General features: G+C 70.4%; 19 protein-coding genes. 10 read left to right on the top strand and 9 right to left on the bottom strand.

What is annotated here, in order from left to right; all coding sequences use genetic code 11:
- The first annotated feature begins 121 nt into the window (after window positions 1-121).
- The 6 genes from ACZIYR_RS19020 to ACZIYR_RS18995 all read left to right on the top strand — a co-directional run bounded on the left by ACZIYR_RS19020 (window position 122) and on the right by ACZIYR_RS18995 (window position 6,026).
- Window positions 122-1,069, top strand: coding sequence for a phosphate ABC transporter substrate-binding protein (locus ACZIYR_RS19020; protein ID WP_483527739.1), 948 nt, complete (start codon window positions 122-124; stop codon window positions 1,067-1,069).
- Between the two features lie 43 nt (window positions 1,070-1,112).
- On the top strand, window positions 1,113-2,246 hold the full coding sequence (locus ACZIYR_RS19015) for an ABC transporter permease subunit (protein WP_483527738.1): 1,134 nt from the start codon (window positions 1,113-1,115) through the stop codon (window positions 2,244-2,246).
- Window positions 2,243-3,820, top strand: a complete 1,578-nt coding sequence (pstA, locus tag ACZIYR_RS19010) for a phosphate ABC transporter permease PstA (protein WP_483527737.1) — start codon at window positions 2,243-2,245, stop codon at window positions 3,818-3,820. The genes ACZIYR_RS19015 and pstA overlap by 4 nt, the downstream gene beginning before the upstream one ends.
- An 18-nt stretch (window positions 3,821-3,838) precedes the next feature.
- Window positions 3,839-4,666 (top strand): phosphate ABC transporter ATP-binding protein PstB, encoded by an 828-nt coding sequence (pstB, locus tag ACZIYR_RS19005; protein WP_483527736.1) that lies wholly within the window; start codon window positions 3,839-3,841, stop codon window positions 4,664-4,666.
- Between the two features lie 26 nt (window positions 4,667-4,692).
- Window positions 4,693-5,421 carry a phosphate signaling complex protein PhoU gene (gene phoU / locus ACZIYR_RS19000; protein WP_473031869.1) on the top strand — a complete coding sequence of 243 codons (729 nt, stop codon included), beginning with the start codon at window positions 4,693-4,695 and terminating at the stop codon, window positions 5,419-5,421.
- A 122-nt stretch (window positions 5,422-5,543) separates the two neighbouring features.
- Complete coding sequence (locus tag ACZIYR_RS18995) at window positions 5,544-6,026, top strand: copper chaperone PCu(A)C (protein WP_473031868.1); 483 nt, start codon at window positions 5,544-5,546, stop codon at window positions 6,024-6,026.
- Window positions 6,027-6,058: 32 nt separating this feature from the next.
- Here the strand turns inward: ACZIYR_RS18995 and phoR are convergent, their stop codons facing one another.
- From phoR to ACZIYR_RS18975, 4 genes are all read right to left on the bottom strand, one after another.
- Window positions 6,059-7,405, bottom strand: coding sequence for a phosphate regulon sensor histidine kinase PhoR (gene phoR, locus ACZIYR_RS18990; protein WP_483527735.1), 1,347 nt, complete (start codon window positions 7,403-7,405; stop codon window positions 6,059-6,061).
- Between the two features lies 1 nt (window position 7,406).
- Window positions 7,407-8,096: a phosphate regulon transcriptional regulator PhoB gene (phoB, locus tag ACZIYR_RS18985; protein ID WP_473031866.1), complete on the bottom strand. Its 690-nt coding sequence runs from the start codon at window positions 8,094-8,096 to the stop codon at window positions 7,407-7,409.
- Window positions 8,097-8,180: 84 nt separating this feature from the next.
- A complete protein-coding gene (ubiA, locus tag ACZIYR_RS18980) occupies window positions 8,181-9,074 on the bottom strand; it encodes a 4-hydroxybenzoate octaprenyltransferase (protein ID WP_483527734.1) in 894 nt (297 codons plus the stop codon).
- A 29-nt stretch (window positions 9,075-9,103) separates the two neighbouring features.
- Window positions 9,104-9,670, bottom strand: coding sequence for a chorismate--pyruvate lyase family protein (locus tag ACZIYR_RS18975; RefSeq protein WP_483527733.1), 567 nt, complete (start codon window positions 9,668-9,670; stop codon window positions 9,104-9,106).
- A gap of 107 nt (window positions 9,671-9,777) precedes the next feature.
- Between ACZIYR_RS18975 and ACZIYR_RS18970 the strand changes: the two genes are divergently transcribed.
- The 4 genes from ACZIYR_RS18970 (at window position 9,778) to ACZIYR_RS18955 (ending at window position 12,758) form a co-directional block, all read left to right on the top strand.
- Window positions 9,778-10,938, top strand: coding sequence for an FAD-dependent oxidoreductase (locus tag ACZIYR_RS18970; RefSeq protein WP_483527732.1), 1,161 nt, complete (start codon window positions 9,778-9,780; stop codon window positions 10,936-10,938).
- Between the two features lie 90 nt (window positions 10,939-11,028).
- Complete coding sequence (locus tag ACZIYR_RS18965) at window positions 11,029-11,322, top strand: HU family DNA-binding protein (protein WP_473034949.1); 294 nt, start codon at window positions 11,029-11,031, stop codon at window positions 11,320-11,322.
- Window positions 11,323-11,413: 91 nt separating this feature from the next.
- Entirely contained in the window at window positions 11,414-11,770 is a 357-nt protein-coding gene (locus ACZIYR_RS18960) for a hypothetical protein (RefSeq protein WP_473031864.1), read from the top strand.
- A 52-nt stretch (window positions 11,771-11,822) separates the two neighbouring features.
- Entirely contained in the window at window positions 11,823-12,758 is a 936-nt protein-coding gene (locus ACZIYR_RS18955; RefSeq protein ID WP_483527731.1) for a LysR family transcriptional regulator, read from the top strand.
- 7 nt (window positions 12,759-12,765) lie between these two features.
- Here the strand turns inward: ACZIYR_RS18955 and ACZIYR_RS18950 are convergent, their stop codons facing one another.
- From ACZIYR_RS18950 to ACZIYR_RS18930, 5 genes are all read right to left on the bottom strand, one after another.
- A complete protein-coding gene (locus ACZIYR_RS18950; RefSeq protein WP_483527730.1) occupies window positions 12,766-14,319 on the bottom strand; it encodes an aldehyde dehydrogenase family protein in 1,554 nt (517 codons plus the stop codon).
- On the bottom strand, window positions 14,316-15,206 hold the full coding sequence (locus ACZIYR_RS18945) for an NAD(P)-dependent oxidoreductase (protein ID WP_483527729.1): 891 nt from the start codon (window positions 15,204-15,206) through the stop codon (window positions 14,316-14,318). The genes ACZIYR_RS18950 and ACZIYR_RS18945 overlap by 4 nt, the downstream gene beginning before the upstream one ends.
- A 78-nt stretch (window positions 15,207-15,284) precedes the next feature.
- A complete protein-coding gene (locus tag ACZIYR_RS18940) occupies window positions 15,285-16,439 on the bottom strand; it encodes a M20 aminoacylase family protein (protein WP_483527728.1) in 1,155 nt (384 codons plus the stop codon).
- An 11-nt stretch (window positions 16,440-16,450) separates the two neighbouring features.
- Window positions 16,451-16,942, bottom strand: a complete 492-nt coding sequence (locus tag ACZIYR_RS18935; protein ID WP_473031860.1) for a hypothetical protein — start codon at window positions 16,940-16,942, stop codon at window positions 16,451-16,453.
- A complete protein-coding gene (locus tag ACZIYR_RS18930; protein ID WP_473031859.1) occupies window positions 16,929-17,750 on the bottom strand; it encodes a DUF3100 domain-containing protein in 822 nt (273 codons plus the stop codon). Before ACZIYR_RS18930 ends, ACZIYR_RS18935 begins: the two co-directional genes overlap by 14 nt.
- Window positions 17,751-17,802: the final 52 nt, after the last annotated feature.

Genomic DNA, 17,802 nt, shown 5'->3' with positions numbered 1-17,802 from the left:
TATTGCGGTGCAGCGCGCTCGGTTTGTGGCCATCTTATACGCCAACGTCGTTCATGCCAAAGTCGCCCCGATGCCCAAGCCGGGGTGCCCAGGGGGCGAATCGCTTCGCCGGAGGAGGTCCATGACCCGATATCGCCGCATGCTCGCCGGGCTGGCGCTGGGCTTGATGCTCTGCCTCCAGGCGGCTGGCGTGCACGCCGAGGAGCCGGTGGGAACGCTGGGGGCGCAGGGGTCGGACACCCTGGCCGGGCTGATGCTGCGCTGGGGGGAACAGCTCAGCGACCGCCACCCCGGTATTCGCCTGCAGCTGCAGGTCAGCGGCTCGGCCAGCGCGCCGCCGGCGTTGACCGCCGGTACCACGCGTCTGGGCCCCATGTCGCGGCCCATGACCGACGAGGAACGCCAGGCGTTCTTGGACCGGCGCGGCTATCCGCCGCTGGCGCTGGAGGTGGCCCGGGACGCCCTGGCGGTGGTGGTGCATCGCCATCACCCCCTGGAGGCGCTGACGCTCTCCCAGGTCGATGCGATCTTCTCGCACACCCGGCGCTGCGGAGCCGAGACGGCGATCACCCGCTGGTCGCAGCTCGGGCTCGAGGCGCCGGCGGGCCGCATCGCCCTGCACGGGCGTAACCTGGCCTCGGGCAGCTACGGGCTGTTTCGTCAGCGGGCACTGTGCGACGGCGAATACCGCCCGGGGCTCAACGAGCATCCCGGCTCGGCCGCGGTGGTGGCGGCGGTCGGCGAGAGCCGCGCGGCCATCGGCTATGCAGGCCTCAACCACCTGACGCCGGCCGTCAAGCCGCTGGCCCTGGTGGACGCCCATGGCCGGCGCCACCGGCCGACGCCCGGGCCGGTGCGGCGCGGCGACTATCCGCTGACGCGCTCGCTCTATCTCTATCTCAATCTGCCTCCCGGCGAGACGCTGCCGGGCCCCGAGCGCGCCTTCCTCGAGCTGGTGCTATCGCCGCAGGGCCAGGCCACGGTGGCAGAGCTGGGCTTCGTCGCCCTGTCCGACGAGGCGCTCGACCGGCAGCGTCGGCGCCTGGGGCTCGGGGCTTCGCCCCCGTGAGGCTGTCACCCAACTGTCATCAAACTGTCGTACCCTGGCCGCCATGATCGAGCCCCCTCCCGCGCCGCCGTCGCCCCGCTCGCCATGGCGACGACTGGTCGACCGCCTGGCCACCGGCCTGATTGCCGCCGGCGGGATCGGCGTGATCGCCGCCCTGCTGGCCATCGGCGCCTTCCTGGCGCTGGAGGTGTTCCCCGGACTGGTTGTCAGCGGCCTGAGTCGTGAGCAGATTGCCGCCTCTCTCACCCCCCTCGCCTGGGGTACCCTCAAGGCCGCCTTCTGGGCGCTGGTGTTCGCCATTCCCCTGGCGCTGGGCGCCGCCATCCACTCGGCGGCCTTCATGTCGCAGCGCCTGCGCAGCCGCCTCAAGCCAACCCTGGAGCTGATGGAGGCCCTGCCCGGGGTGGTCATCGGGTTCGTGGCCGGTCTGGTGCTGGCGCCCTGGGTGGAGCGCCACCTGGCCGGGACTTTGGCGCTGCTGCTGGTGCTGCCGCCGGGGGTGCTGCTGGCCGGCGGACTGTGGCGCTGCCTGCCGAGGCCTCTGCGCCGCTGCCTGCCGCTGGGCTGGGCCGGCCTGTGGCTGGTGCCCTGGCTGGCCGGGCTCGGCCTGCTGGGGCTGCATCTGGCACCCGGGGTCGAGATGCTGCTGTTCGCCGGCGATCTGCGCGGCTGGCTGGATCGCGAACTGGGGCTCGATTACGCCAGCCGCAATGCGCTGATCGTCGGCCTGGCCATGGGCTTCGCGGTGATGCCCAGCGTCTACGCCCTGGCTGAGGATGCCCTCTCCGGGGTGCCGGCGAGCCTCGGCGAGGGCGCCCAGGCGCTGGGGGCCACCCGCTGGCAGACGCTGTGGAAGGTGGTGCTGCCGGCGGCGGCGCCGGGGATCTTCGCCGCGGTGATGATCGGCGCCGGGCGCGCCGTGGGCGAGACCATGATCGTGCTGATGGCCAGCGGCAACACCGCGCTGCTGAGCCTGAGCCCGCTGGAGGGGATGCGCTCCATGGCCGCCGGCATCGCCATCGAGCTGCCCGAGGCGGTGCCCGGCAGCGACCCCTATCGGCTGCTGATGCTGGCGGCCCTGCTGCTGTTCCTGTTCACCTTCCTGGTCAACACCCTGGCGGAAGGGGTCAGGGCTCGCCTGCGGCGGCGCCTGCGTCAGCTGGGGGGCGGGATATGACCCTTACTGGCGTCATCGGGGGGCACCGCGCCCGCCTGCCGCGGGGCGAGGGCCCCTGGGCCTGGCTGGCGGCCGGCAGCGTGGCGCTGTCGCTGCTGATGCTGGGTGGGCTTCTGACGCTGATCGCGGCGAGCGGCCTGGGCCACTTCTGGCCCGCCTCGGTGAGCCTGCTGGAACTCGACGACGGCCGCCAGCTGGCCGGCCGCGCGGTGCGCGAGCTGCCGCTGGCGGAGGGCGAGGGGCGCGAGCGGCTCTACTTCACCGGCAACCGCGACCTGGACGGCCAGGTGTGGCACTGGCTGGCGGTGGAACGCATCGTCGCCAGCGAGCAGCCGGCCGAGCTGGTGGTGCTGGAGCGCCGCCGCTACGGCGAGTTCATCGGCCGACTGGTGGCGGTGGCCCCGGCCGAGACGGCGGCCGCCGAGGCGGCGTCGGACGAGCCGGCGGCCTGGGCGGCGCTCACCGCGCGGCTGGAAGCGCTCAACGTCCTGCGCAGCGAACGCGAGGCCCTGCGCCGGGAGGCGATCCTGCCGCTGGTGCGCCGACTGGAGGCCGACCCCGAGGATCGTGACGCCCGGCGCGAGCTGGCCGCCGCCAACGCCCGCGCCCGGGCGCTGGCCGATGCCATGCGGGGCGAGGTGGCGATCCTCGAGAGCGTCGACGGCCGCCGCCTGCTCCAGCCGCTGGATGAGGTACTGCGCGCCTGGCGGCCCAACGCCATGTCGCTGCCCGAGAAACTCGGCGCCTGGACCCGGGGGGTGTGGCGCTTCCTCTCCGAGGGGCCCCGCGCCGCCAACACCGCCGGCGGCGTCTGGCCGGCGATCTTCGGCACCGTGCTGATGGTGCTGCTGATGTCGGTGGTGGTCACGCCCTTCGGGGTGCTGGCGGCGGTCTATCTCAACGAGGTGGCCCACCAGGGGCGGCTGACCCGCTGGGTGCGCATCGCGGTGCGTAACCTGGCCGGGGTGCCCTCCATCGTCTACGGGGTGTTCGGCCTGGGGGTCTTCGTCTACGGCATCGGCGGCTCGCTGGACGAGTGGTTCTTCAGCGAGACGTTGCCTTCGCCTACCTTCGGCACCGGCGGCCTGCTGTGGGCCTCGCTGACCCTGGCGCTGCTGACCCTGCCGGTGGTGATCGTGGCCACCGAGGAGGGACTGGCGCGGATTCCCGCGCATCAGCGCGAGGGAGCGCTGGCGCTGGGTGCCACCCGGCTGGAGATGCTGACCCGGGTAGTCCTGCCCATGGCGGTTCCGGCGATGTTGACCGGGGTCATCCTGGCCATCGCCCGGGCTGCCGGCGAGGTGGCCCCGCTGATGCTGGTGGGGGTGGCCAAGCTGGCGCCCCAGGTGCCGGTGGACGGGGAATTTCCCTTCCTGCATCTTGATCGAAAGTTCATGCACCTGGGCTACCACCTCTACGACACTGCCTTCCACGGCGACGACGTGCAGGCCGCCATGCCGATGGTCTACGCCACGGCGCTGCTGCTGGTGCTGGTGGTGCTGGTGCTTAACCTGACTGCCATATTTCTGCGTCATTATCTCAGGGCGCGTCACGGGGCGCTGACGCGCCATTGAGGAGGAATCAGCCAAGCGATGTCCGTGCAGCCATTTCAGACCGCGCCGGTAGCCCGGCGGCCGACGGGGCCGATCATCGACTTCCCGTCCCAGGCCAGCAGCCTGGAGATCGAGGGGCTGAGCCTGGCCTACGGTGGCAAGCCGGCGCTGCGCCACCTCAGCCTGCGGATTCCCCGCCAGCGGGTCACGGCCTTTATCGGTCCCTCGGGCTGCGGCAAGTCGACCCTGCTGCGCGCCCTCAATCGGCTTCACGACCTCAACGAGGCGGTCAGCTGGCAGGGCCGCATTCGGCTCGAGGGCCAGGACATCCATGCCCCCGAGGTGGCCGTGGATGAGCTGCGCCGGCGAGTGGGAATGGTGTTCCAGGCCCCGAATCCCTTCCCCATGTCGATCTACGAGAACGTCGCCTTCGGCCTGCGCCTGCAGGGGGGACTGTCGCGACGACGCCTGGACGACATTGTCGAATGGGCGCTCAACGCCGCGGCGCTGTGGGACGAGGTCAAGGATCGCCTGCGCGCCTCGGCCTGGTCGCTCTCCGGCGGCCAGCAGCAGCGCCTGGTGATCGCCCGCACCCTGGCGGTGCGCCCGGAGGTGCTGCTGCTCGATGAGCCGGCCTCGGCCCTCGATCCGATCTCCACGCTGAAGATCGAAGAGCTGATCCGCGGCCTCAAGTCCCAGCTGACCCTGGTGCTGGTCACCCACAACATGCAGCAGGCGGCCCGGGTCTCGGACTACACCGCCTTCCTGCACGAGGGGGAGCTGGTGGAGTACGGCCCCACCGACGATGTCTTCACCAACCCGCGCCTGGCGCGCACCGAGAACTACATCACCGGCCGTATGGCCTGACCGGCCCTCGGCCCTAGGAGAGTCCCATGGATATCACCAGCGACACCCATAGCCAGCATATCTCGCGGCAGTTCAACCAGGAGCTCGAGGAGCTCAAGACTCAGCTGATGACCATGGGCGGCCTGGTCGAGCAGCAGATACAGGAGGCGGTCAAGGCGCTGATCGATGGCGACAGCCGGCTGGCCGAGAAGGTCCGCGACAACGACCGCGCCGTCAACGAGATGCAGCTGACCATCGACGACGAGTGCACCCGGGTGCTGGCACGGCGCCAGCCCGCGGCCTCCGATCTGCGCTTGGTGCTGGCGGTGATCCGCGCCACCGCCGACCTGGAGCGGATCGGCGACGAGGCCAGCAAGATCGCCCGCAACGCCCTGACCCTGATCGAGAACGGCACTCAGGTGCGCGGCCTGGTGGAGGTGCGTCATATCAGCGAGCACGTGCGCAAGATGCTGCGCGACGCGCTGACCGCCTTCGCCCGCTTCGATACCGAGCTGGCGCTGCAGGTGGTGCACGAAGACGAGTCGGTGGACGACGAGTACGGCAGCGCCATGCGCTCGCTGATGACCTTCATGATGGAGGACAGTCGCGCCATCGGTCCGGTGCTCAGCGTGATGTGGATCCTACGCGCCCTGGAGCGGGTCGGCGATCATGCCGACAACCTGGCCGAGTATGTCATCTACCTGGTCAAGGGGCTGGACATTCGCCACATGGACCCGGACGAGCTCGACGAGAGCGCCCTGACCCGTAAGGGCTGAGTCGAACGGAGGGGGGGAGGCGAAGGGCGGTGCGACACCGGGGCCAGGCGAGTCAACGCCGCAAGCTGCTATCATCGGCCTATTGAGACTGGTTTTCCCAAGGTATGACAAGGAACTCGCCCATGCGTCCGACCTCTTTCCTGCTGCTGGCCGCCGGCCTGCTGCTGGCCACGCCGGCCCTTGCCCACGACTATCGGCTCGGTGATGTGCAGATCTCCCACCCCTTCGCCACCCCGGCGCCGCCCAGCGTGCCCCACGGGGCGGCCTATGTCGATATCACCGTGGAAGGCGAGGAACCGGCGGTGCTGGTCGGGGCCAGCACCCCGGCCAGCGACACCGTGGAGCTGCATGACATGGCGATGGACGACGGCGTGATGCGCATGCGCCAGGTGATGCAGATCGAGGTGCCCGGCGGCATCACTCAGACCATGCGTCCCGGCGGCGGCTACCACCTGATGCTGATGAACCTGGTGGCGCCGCTGCGCGAGGGGGATCGCTTCCCGATGACCCTGGAATTCGCCGAGCGCGGCGAGGTCGAGGTGGAGGTCTGGGTGCAGAGTGCGGGCGAAGGCAGCGCCGACGCCGATGATCACCACCATCACTGAGCCGACACTCGGCTGAGCCGCCGCGGCGCCCGCTATCGGCGCCGCGGCGGGATCGGCACCGCCGAGCCACGGAGTGCAGAGGCGTCTTGGGCCTCGCGTAGCCGCGCCTGAGGGAAGATGCCGGCAAAGCGCGCCCCCTGGCCCGGGTGGGAGACGATCTCCAGCCGGGCGTCGTGGCGCAGCAGCACGTGCTTGACGATCGCCAGCCCCAGGCCGGTGCCGCCCGTGGCGGTGCTGCGCCCCTTGTCGACCCGGTAGAAACGCTCGGTGAGCCGCGGAATGTGCGCCGGGTCGATGCCCTCGCCGTCATCTTCCACTTCCAGGCAGGCCCCCTCGGGGTGGGGCTTCCAGCGCAACACGATCTGGCGACCCTCGCCGGCGTAGCGCACGGCGTTGAAGGCCAGGTTGGAGGCGGCGCTGCGAATCTCCTGCTCGCTGCCGACCAGCCGCCGGGACGTCTCGATTTCCACCACGATTCGCTGGCGGCCGCCGGAGAGCGCCTCGGCGTCGCGGCGCACGCACTCGAGCAGTGCGCCGATGTCCAGCGGTGAATGATCCTCGCCGCCGCGGTCGATCTCCAGTCGCGACAGCAGCAGCAGGTCGTTGACCAGGTTCTGCATGCGTGTGGCCTGCGCCTGCATCTGGCCAAGCCCGCGGGCCAGCCGCGGCGGCAGCGCCTCGGCATGGTCGCCGTAGGTTTCCAGGTAGCCGGTCAGCACGGTCAGCGGGGTTCTCAGCTCGTGGGAGACGTTGGCCACGAAGTCGCGACGCATCTCCTCCAGGCGGTGCAGGCGGGTGATGTCGCGGGCCATCAGCAGACGCTCGTCGTCGCCGTAGAGGGTGATCTGGTACTGCAGGATCATGCGCTCATCGATGGGCGAGGCCAGGGTCAGCGGCTCGCGGTAGTCGCGGGCGTTGAAGTAGGCGACGAAGCGCGGATCACGCACCAGGTTGGTGATGTGCTGACCGCGGTCGTGGGCGGCGTCCAGGCCCAGCATGCGCTCGGCGGCGCTGTTCCACCACTCCAGGTCGCCGTGCTGGTCGAGCATCACCACGCTGTCGCGCATCGCCTCCGAGGACTCCTGGATGCGCCGCAGAGCGGTGCGCAGGCGGCTTTGGGTCAGCCGCTGTCCCTTCTGGTAGCGATACAGGCGGTCGAACAGCTCGCCCCACAGGCCGTTCGCCGAGGGGGGCTCGCTCTGCGGATGGCGGGTCAGCCAGCGGTGCAGGGCGCGCAGCTGGCGCAGGTGGTAGAGCAGGCAGGCCGTCAGGCCGGCGGCCAGGCCCAGCGCCGGCGCTGAGAACAGCCAGCCGACCAGGCTGCCCGCGGCGGCCAGCCAGGCCAGGCGCCACAGCTCACGGCTCCACGGACGGGCCACGTCAGCCCTTGGTGGAGAACCGATAGCCGGTGCCGCGCACGGTCTGCACCAGGTGCTGGTGGCGCTCGCCCAGCGCCTTGCGCAGGCGGCGGATATGCACGTCCACGGTACGCTCCTCCACATAGACATTGCCGCCCCAGACCTGGTCGAGCAGCTGGCTGCGCGTGTAGGCGCGCTCCTGGTGGGTCATGAAGAACTGCAGCAGGCGGTACTCGGTGGGGCCGATCTCCAGGGCGCGGCCGTCGGCGCTGACCCGGTGGCTGACCGGGTCGAGTTCCAGTCCCTCCACCGTGACCGGATCCTCCACGCCCTGGGGGGTCGCCCGGCGCAGCACCGCCTTGAGGCGTGCCACCAGCTCCCGCGGCGAAAAGGGCTTGGTGATGTAGTCGTCGGCGCCGGCCTCGAGTCCCTGGATCTTGTTGTCCTCCTCGCTCTTGGCGGTGAGCATGATGATCGGGATCTCGCGGGTGGCCTCCTCGCGCTTGAGTCGCCGGGCCAGTTCGATGCCGCTGGTGCCGGGCATCATCCAGTCCAGCAGCAGCAGGTCGGGGCGGTGGTCGACCACCATGGCGTGGGCCTCCTGGGCGTTGTCCGCTTCCAGAACGCGGTAGTCGGCCATCTCCAGCGCCACGGCGATCATCTCGCGAATCGGCGCCTCATCATCGACGATCAGAACGGTCTTGGCGGTCATCCGGAAGCCTCGTGATCAGTGACGGGTCGATGACGATATGACCATGTCATGATGACAGTTGGATGACAGCGCCGCCAGCGCCGCTCAGCCGTTCACCGCCGGCCAGAGGGTGAGGGCCAGGCCGGCGAACACCAGCAGTCCCGACCAGTGGTTGTTGAGGAAGGCTCGGAAGCAGCGGTCGCGGTCGCGCTCCCGGATCAGCCACTGCTGATAGACGAAGGTGGCCGCCATGGCCGCGAGTCCCACCCAGAAGAAACCGCCCAGGCCCAGGCGCACCCCCGCCCAGGCCAGCAGGGCTAAGGTCGCCCCTTGCAGCAGCCCGATCATCAGCCGGTCGGCGCGGCCGAACAGCACCGCGGTGGACTTGATGCCGATCTTCAGGTCGTCGTCGCGGTCGACCATGGCGTACTGGGTATCGTAGGCCACCGTCCACACCAGGTTGGCGGCGAACAGCAGCCAGGCCTCCAGCGGCACGTGGCCCAGCACCGCGCCGAAGGCCATGGGAATCGCCCAGGAGAAGGCCGCGCCCAGAAACAGCTGGGGCAGGTGGGTGTAGCGCTTCATGAAGGGGTAGATGAAGGCCAGCACCACGCCCCCCAGCGACAGCAGCACGGTGAACAGGTTGGTGAACAGCACCAGCACGAAGGCGGCCATCACCAGGATCAGGAACAGCGCCTGGGCCTCGCCCTCGCTGATTCGGCCGGTGGCCAGGGGGCGGTGCTTGGTGCGTTTGACGTGGCCGTCGAAGTGGCGGTCGGCGTAGTCGTTGACCACGCAGCCGGCGGCGCGCATCAGATAGACCCCGGCAACGAAGATCAGCAGGATACGGCGCTCGGGCAGGCCCTGGGCGGCCACCCACAGCGCCCACAGGGTGGGCCACATCAACAGCCAGGTGCCGATGGGCCGGTCCAGGCGCATCAGGTGCAGGAAATCGGGAATCCGGGCGAGGCCGGTGGGGTGCAGCACGGAACGGTCCATCGATGCCTCCTCAGTCGATGGCGCTCATCCTAACGTGAAGGTAGCCCCAGTTCATCCGCCATGGCGTCGAGAAAGAACTCCTGAACCAGCACTGCGAAACGCCGGTGGCGGAACACCGAGCGCCGTCCCCAGGGGCCGCGGGAAGGATGAAAGGGGGCGGGGGCCGCGGTAACCTCGATGGGGCTGCGCGCCAAGTCCGGCTGGCGGAATAGCCAGCTGCCCAGGGAGCGTTCGCCGAGGCGCTCCAGCCGCTGGCCGCGCAGCGTCGCGAGGGGCGCCACCGAGCGCGCCACCACCCAGGGCTGGCCCTCCAGGCAGAGCGCCACTTCGCGCCGCCAGGCCAGGCGCCCCGGCACCAGCCCCAGCGCCCGGGCCTCGTCGGGGCGCGGCAGCCCCAGGCGCTGGTCGAGCAGGCGGACCCGGAAGGTGCGCCCGGCCCCGGCCTCGATCAGCCGGGCGGTCAGCGAGTCGCGAGAGGCCACCCAGGCCCACCAGGCCGGGCTCATCTGCGGCTGGGCGGCCGCCAGTGGGCGCCAGCGCAGCAGGGGCGTCGCCGGGGGAAGCGGGCCGGGGCGGGCCGTGCATCTGCGGGTCACCGAGTCTCTCCAGGTCGTTTGGGGGGCGCATAGTGTACCATGTGGCGCAGACACGGTTCCCGGCGGTGACCGGCGCGCGCCGGCCCCCACAGCCTGAGAGGAGTGCCATGACCGCCCCCCTGACGATCGTCGGCTCCGGCATGGCGGGACTGGGCCTGGCGCGCCAGCTGCGCGCGCGGGACAGTGACCGCCCGATCACCCTGATCACCGCCGACAGCGGCGACGACTACGCCAAGCCGCTGCTTACCACCGGCTTCGCCAAGCGGTTGCCGCCGGCGCGGCTGGCCGCTCGCTCGGCGCTGGAGGCGGCCGAGCAGCTCAATCTGGTGATGCGCACCCATACCCGGGTGGAGGCTATCGATCCGGTGGCGCGCACGCTGTGCCTCGGCGAGGAGCGCGTGCCCTGGAGCGAGCTGGTACTGGCCACCGGGGCGGCGCCCGTGCTGCCTTTTTCCGTCCCTGAGGCGGTGGCCGGGCGGGTGTTCAGCGTCAACGACCTGGATGACTACCGGCGCTTCCACGCCGTGCTGGAGACCCTGGGGCGTCCGGCGCGGGTCGCGATCATCGGCGCCGGCCTGGTGGGCTGCGAGTTCGCCAACGATCTCATCGCCGGCGGCCACGCGGTTAGCCTGGTGGCGCCGGAGGCCACCCCGCTGCCCCGGCTGCTCCCCGAGCCGCTGGGGCACGCCCTGGGCGAGGCCTTCGCCGAGGCGGGCATGGCGCTGCACCTGGGGCGCGGCCTGGCCGGGCTCGACGTGGCCGGCGACGAGGTGGTCGTGGCCCTGGACGACGGCAGCCGGCTTGGCGCCGACCTGGTGCTGACGGCCACCGGCCTGCGTCCGCGTATCGCGCTGGCCGAGTCGGCGGGGCTGGCCACCGAGGCCGCCGGCATCCGGGTCGATCGCTACCTGGCAAGCTCCACGCCGGGCATCTATGCCCTGGGTGATGCGGCCTGCGTCGCCGGCATCAACGCCATGTACGTGCAGCCGCTGCAGGCCAGCGCCAAGGCCCTGGCCGCCACTCTGTCGGGCGAGCCCACCGAGGTGCGCTACGGCGCCTGGCCGGTGCTGGTCAAGACACCGTTGCTGCCGGTGGTGGCGCTGCCACCGACCCGCCCGCCGACGCGCTGGCGGATCGAGGGCGAGGGGCGCGATCTGGTGGCCTACGCCGAAGCACAAGACGAACGTTTGATCGGATTTGCGTTGACAGGCAGCCGCGTGCGGCGGAAAGTTGAGCTGGCGCGAGTCGCACCGCCGTTGCTAGGCTAGTGACGTCGTGCCACGCAGGTGTCATGTGTCATCTCATCTCGATCATGTGAACAATAATACCCGCCGGCGCCTACCGCCGGACCCCAGCCAATATCAGGAGGGCTTATGCGCAAGCCAGAACTCGCTGCGGCGATCGCCGAGCGTGCGGATCTATCCAAGGACAAGGCCAGTCAGGTGCTCAACGTGATTCTCGACGAGATCACCGGCAGCGTGGCGCAGGGCCAGGACGTGTCGCTGATCGGTTTCGGGACCTTCACCGTGCGTGAGCGGGCGGCCCGTACCGGCAAGAACCCGCAGACCGGTCAGCCGCTGGCCATTCCCGCCAGCAAGACGGTGGCCTTCAAGCCCGGCAAGGGGCTCAAGGATGCCGTTGGCAAGGGCTGAGACCAACGCCGTCAGTAACCTGGTGCGGCCCGCGTCTGATGAGGCGGGCCGCGATGCCTCCCCCCCTCTTCTCGTTCGACGCGGACTCGACATGAAACTGCGACTGATGCTGTGGGTGCTGGGTGTGCTGCTCAAGCGTGCCCTGCGGCGCAAGCCGCGATTTCGCGATACCCTGAGCGAGCTGCGCCACCTCGACTGGGGCATCGCCACCGAGGACCTGCGTATCGCCAGGCACTACCGCATGTCGCCCAGCGGTATCGAGAGCCGGGCCGGACTGCCGGTGGACCTCGACCTGGAGCTGCGCTTCGAAGACTCGGCGACGGCGCTCAAGGTGCTGCGCAAGCCTACCCAGCAGGCCTTTCTCGACGGCATGATGGCCGGCAGCGTGCGCCTAGTGGGCGACTCCGGCGACCTGCAGAAGCTGCAGAAGCTGCTCCGGCACCTGTGACGCCGCGGGCATTGCCCGCACCGCCCTTCTCCCACCCTCATCGGGCACGCGCGTGGATATCCCCCATCAGCGACTGGTCTATTTCCGCTTGACCCTGGAGTCGGGCTCGGTGCGTCGTGCCGCGGCGCGCCTCGATATCGCCCCCTCCGCCGTCAGCCGGCAGATCGGTCTGCTCGAGGATGCCCTGGGGGCGACCCTGCTGGAGCGAAGCCGCAGCGGCATTCGCCCCACCCCGGTGGGCGAGATGCTGCTCGAGTACTGCGAGCGGCGCGGGGCCCTGGACGAGAGCTTCATCGCCTCGCTGGAGGCCTATCAGCGGCTGGAGACCGGCACGGTGTCGCTGGTGGCCGGGGAGGGCTTCGTCGGCGACCTGATCGCCACCCCGCTGCGCGAGTTCACCGAGCGCTACACCGGCATCCAGCTGGATATCCAGCTGGCCGGAACCACCGGCATCATCGAGGCGATCATCGAGGATCGCGCCCATATCGGCCTGATGTTTCACGAGCGGACCCACCATCAGCTGCGCTTCTGGACCTCCAGCCCCCAGCCGCTGATGGCGATCCTGCCTCCCGACCACCCCCTGGCGGCGCTGAGTGCACCGCTGACCCTGGCGCAGCTCAGCGAGCAGCCGATGGCGATGTGGGATCCCAGTCACGGGGTGCGTCAGATGGTCGACCAGGCCTTCCAGCAGGCGCGCCTGAGCCCGCGCATGGCCATGAACACCAACTCCATGGCGATTCTCGCCCAGTACGTGGTCAGCGGCATGGGCATCACCCTGCTGCCGGTGTTCGCCGTGGCCCGCGACCTGGCCGAGGGCCGGCTGGTGGCGCGCCCGGTGGACGACCCGCTGTTTCAGCGCTCCCAGGCGCACATGGTCACCCGGGTGGGGCGTCAGCAGCCCAAGGCCAGCGTCCTGCTGCTGCGCCACCTGGCCAGCTGGATGCAGGCGTTTCGCAGCGAGCCCCCGACGCCCGAAGGCGACGCCTAATCGAAGGCTAGCCGACGCCGCTGCCATAGCCGAAGGCCACCCCGGCCTCGGGCGCGGTCTCCACCCAGACGCTCTGGGGCACGGTGTACTCGCGCAGCCCTTCCAGGCCACTGGAGCGTCCGTAGCCGCTGTCGCCGAAGCCGCCGAAGGGCGACATCACGCTGATCGCCTTGTAGCTGTTGATCCACACCGTCCCGGCGCGCAGGGCGCCGGCCACGCGGTGGGCGCGGGCCGGGTCGCGGGTCCAGACGGCGCCGGCGAGACCGAAGCGAGTGGCGTTGGCCAGGTGCAGCGCCTCGGCCTCGTCGTCGAAGGGCATGACCACCAGCACCGGGCCGAATACCTCCTCCCGGGCGATGCGCATCTCGGGGGTGACATCGGCGAGCACCGTGGGCGCCAGGAAATAGCCGGCGGCTGCCTCGGGCAGCCCGTTCGGCCTCCCGCCCCCGGTCAATATTCGGGCCCCCTCGGCCTGGGCCTCGTCGAGCATGGCGGTGACCCGGGCATACTGGCGGGCGTTCTGCAGCGGCCCCATGCGGGTCGCCTCGTCGCTGGGCAGCCCGACCGCGATCTCGGCGGTGGCGCGGGCCAGCCGCTCGGCCACTTCTTCGAACGCCTCGCGCTGCACCAGCAGCCGGGAGCCGGCCACACAGCTCTGGCCGGCGGCGGCGAAGATCGCCGCCTGGGCGCCGGCCACGGCGTCGTCGAGGTTGGCGTCGGCGAAGACGATGTTGGCCGACTTGCCGCCCAGCTCCAGCACGCTGGGCACCAGCCGGCGGGCGCCGGCCTCGGCGATCTGTCGTCCGCTCTCGGGCGAGCCGACGAACACCAGCTTAGCGATAGTGTCGTGGCCGGTGAGCGCTGCCCCGGTGCTGGGCCCCAGGCCGTTGACGATGTTCATCAGCCCCTTGGGCAGCCCGCCGCGCTCAAGCAGCTGCGCCAGCACCGCCGAAGAGAAGGGGGTCAGCTCGGAGGGCTTGAGCACCACGCCGTTGCCGGCGGCGATGGCCGGCGCCAGCTGCCAGCCGCAGGTGAACAGCGGGGCGTTCCAGGGGGTGATCTGGCCCACCACGCCGTAGGGAACCGGCCGCACATAGTTGAGATGGGAGGTCGGCACCGGGATCACCTCGCCGTGCTGCTTGTCGCACCAGCCGGCGTAGTACTCGAACATCTCGCGCACCTTGGCCACCTCGGCACGGCAGTCGCGGATCGGCTTGCCGGCCACCAGACTCTCCAGCTCGGCCAGGGCCTCCTCGTGGCCGGCCAGCCCGCTCAGCGCGGCCTGCATGCGCCGACCGCGCTCGCTGGCGGTGAGCGCGATCCATGCCTGCTGGGCCTGCGCCGCGGCGGCGACCGCCTGTTCGACCCGGGCCGGGCCGGCATCGGCGTAGCGTACCAGCGTGGCCCCGGTCACCGGGTTGGCGAGGGTCACGGGCTCGCCCTCGCCGGCCAGGGCCCGCCCGCCGATCCAGTGGCTCAGGGGAGCGTCCCGGCTGCCCATCGCGAAGTGGCGCAGCAGGGCATCGAGGCGCTCCTGGGCGTGTTGATCCAGGGTATTCATGGGGTCGGCTCCTTGCGGGCGGCGGTCTGCAGCAGGGGGGTGACGATACGGTTGAAGTCGGCGTCGTCGGCGATCGCCGCATGGCGCTGCTGCCAGAGGCGGGTCACGTCGTCCAGCAGCGGCAGCGCCAGGTCGAGCTGCTCGGCGGCCTCCCGGGCCAGGCCCAGGTCCTTGCGCATCAGCCCCATGGTGAAGCCGGAGTCGAAGCGTTCGCTGAGCACCCACTGGGGAAAGTTCACCTCGCTGACCGCGCTGCGCCCGGAGCCGCTGTTGAGTCCGGCCAGACAGGCCTCGGGGTCGACGCCGCCCCGGGCCGCCAGGGCCACCGCCTCGGCGGTGGTGATCAGGTGGGCGGCGCACAGGTAGTTGTTGGCCAGTTTGACGGTGTGGCCGCAGCCGGGGCCGCCCACATGGGTGAAGCGGGCCGACAGCGCCTCTAGCAGCGGGGTCAGGCGCGCCACGGTGGCCTCGCTGCCGCCGAGCAGCATGCCCAGGCTGCCGCTGGCGGCCCCGCGGGGACCGCCGCTGACCGGGGCGTCCAGCCATTCGAGCCCCGCCTCGCTGACCTGGGCGGCCAGCGCGCGGCTGACGGCGGGGTCGGAGGTGGAGGTGTCGACGATCACGCTGCCCGGGGGGGCCAGGTCGAGCAGGCGCGGGGAGGTCTCGATCACCTCGCGCACCTGGGCCGAGGTGGGCAGCGAGAGCAAGTAGACGTCGCTGTCGCCGATGGCTTCCAGGGCGACGGTAGTCAGGCCCTCGGCGGCCAGCCGGTCCCGGGAAGCGGCGCTGATGTCGCTGCCGGTGACGGCGAAGCCGGCTCGCTTCAGGGTCAGCGCCATGGCGCCGCCCATCTGGCCGAGTCCGATCACGGTGAGAGAAAGCGTCATGGTGTGGCTCCTTGTCGGGGCACGGGGCACCCTCCCGCCGGTTGGCGGGAGAGGGCGTACCAAGGCCGTGCGGCGGGATCAGCGCGTCAGCGACTGGACCAGGGTGACCCAGTAGCGAGTGCCGATCGGCAGCAGGGCGTCGTTGAAGTCGTAGCGGGGATTGTGCAGCGTGGCCGAGTCGACGCCGTTGCCCAGCCAGATATAGGCCCCCGGGCACTCCTGGAGCAGGAAGGCGAAGTCCTCCGAGGCCATGCTGGGCGGCAGGTCGCGGTGCACCCGGGTAATCCCGGGGGTATCGGCGAGCGCCTCGGCGCAGCGCCGGGCGTGGTCCGGATGGTTGAGCGTTGCCGGGTACTGGCGGCGGTAGTCCAGGTTGGCGCGCAGGCCGTGGAACTCCGCCAGGCTGTCGACGGCCTGGCGAAACCGCGCCTCCAGCTGCTCCTTGAGGGCCATGTCGAAGCAGCGCAGGGTGCCGCGCAGCTCGACCTTCTCGGGGATCACGTTGTAGGTGTCGCCGGCATGCAGGCTGGTGACGCTGAGCACCGCCGGCTGGTGGGCCGGTATCTCGCGGCTGATCAGCGCCTGCAGCTGGGTGATCATCTGGCAGCTGGCCAGCAGGGTGTCCGTGCCCAGGTGCGGCATGGCGGCGTGGCAGCCCTTGCCGCTGAGGGTCAGCGAGAAGATGTCGAAGGCGGCCATCACCGGGCCGTCATGGACGGCGGCCTCGCCTACCGGCAGCCCCGGCCAGTTATGGAGGCCGTAGACGGCCTCCATGGGAAAGCGCTCGAACAGGCCGGCCTCGATCATGGCGCGGCCACCCCCTTCGTTCTCTTCCGCCGGCTGGAAGATGAACACCACCCGGCCGCGGAAATCAGGGTCCCGGGACAGCGCCCGAGCGGCGCCCAGCAGCAGGGTGGTGTGGCCGTCGTGGCCGCAGGCGTGCATCTTGCCCGGGGTCGCGGAGGCGTGGGCGAAGTCGTTCTCCTCGCTGACGTGCAGGGCGTCCATGTCGGCGCGCAGGCCGATGCTCGGACCGGTGCCGCGCCGGCCCTCGAGCACGCCCACCACCCCGGTGCCGGCAACGCCGGTGGTGACTGCCAGGCCCCACTCCTGGAGCAGGCCGGCGACGCGCTCGGCGGTGCGAAATTCCTCGAAGGCCGTCTCCGGGTGGCGATGGAAGTCGTGCCGCCAGGCCCGGAGCTGGTCTGCCGAGGGCTGCAGGCTGTCGTCCATGGGCAGGCTCCTTAGAGAATCAGGTGGGCGATGAAGGCCGAGGAGACGAAGGTGCCGGTGAACACCAGCAGCGAGACGATCACCAGTTTCCAGCCGGTCTGCTTGAACATGGTGAACTCGCGGCCGGTGAGCGCCAAACCGGCATAGGCCAGCACCGGGGTGACCACGGCCAGGAAGTCGACGTGGGAGAGCCGCTCGACGATCCAGGCGTTGCCGGGGAAGAACGGCAGGGTCATCAGGATACTGACCAGCGAGACCCAGGCCACGCTGGGCAGATAGAAGGGCACGACCCGGGCGATGCCCAGCCCGATCATCACCATGACATAGAGAATCACCATGCCCGGCAGCGCCTGATGCAGCGGGGCGCCGTTGACCACGTTGGCGATCCACGCCGCCAGGCACACGGCGGCCAGCAGCAGGGCGGTCTTGCCGAGCTGATTCTCCGGGCGCAGCTCCTGGAGGGCCTCGGCGTCGAAGGGTGCGGTGGTATCAGTGGATTTCATTGCGGGCCTCCTTCAGGGTATCGCCGGCCAGGCGCTTGTAGAGCCATTCGGCCACGGGGAGTGCGATGAACAGCGAGACATAGAGTCCGGTGGCGTAGGTCAGCAGGTTGCTGGCGCCGGAGAAGGCCAGCAGCTCCTCGCGCATGTGGGGCACGGCCTCGGCCAGGGCGCCGGAGCAGGCGGCCACCATGCTACCGCTGCCCACCCCGCAGGCCATGGCCAGGGCGCGCACGTCGATGATGTCCAGGGAGGCAATGAAGCCCGCCATCAGGGCGAAGTAGAGGGTGCCGAACATGGTGCCGACCACGTAGACGCCCATGATGCCGACCCCCTCGGGGCTCTTCAGGCCGTATCTGTCGGAAATGATGGCGATATTGGGCTCGCGGGCGATGGAGTAGGTGGCGCCGATGGCCTCGCGGCGCATGCGCAGCACCAGCACCGCGAACGGCAGGGCCAGCAGCATGGTGCCGAGGTTGCCCAGCTCCTGGAGCACCAGCGCCGGACCGGCGGCGATGATCTGCTCGATGGCCGGGCCGATGGTGGAGCCGAACTTGGCGATGAAGGGCAGCACGGCGATCAGGATCAGCGGGCTGGCGGCGTCGCTCACCCGCTTGGGGATGACCCGCTCCATTCGCTTGAACAGGTGGGGGTTGAGCAGCACCCCGATGATGAAGGCGTAGAACAGCGGCAGCAGCAGCAGGGTGCCGGGCCCTAGAGGAATGCGCAGGATGCCGATCCACTCGGCGAACAGCGACGCCAGGATCACCGTCAGGTGCAGGCGCCAGTTCAGCAGCAGTTTCATGTCCATGGGGTTGTCCTTGTTGGTGTGGGGACACCCCTGAGTATCGAAAGGACCGTGT

The organism is Billgrantia sp. NRB1, assembly GCF_056921725.1.
This window is presented reverse-complemented; position numbering and strand designations above follow the sequence as displayed.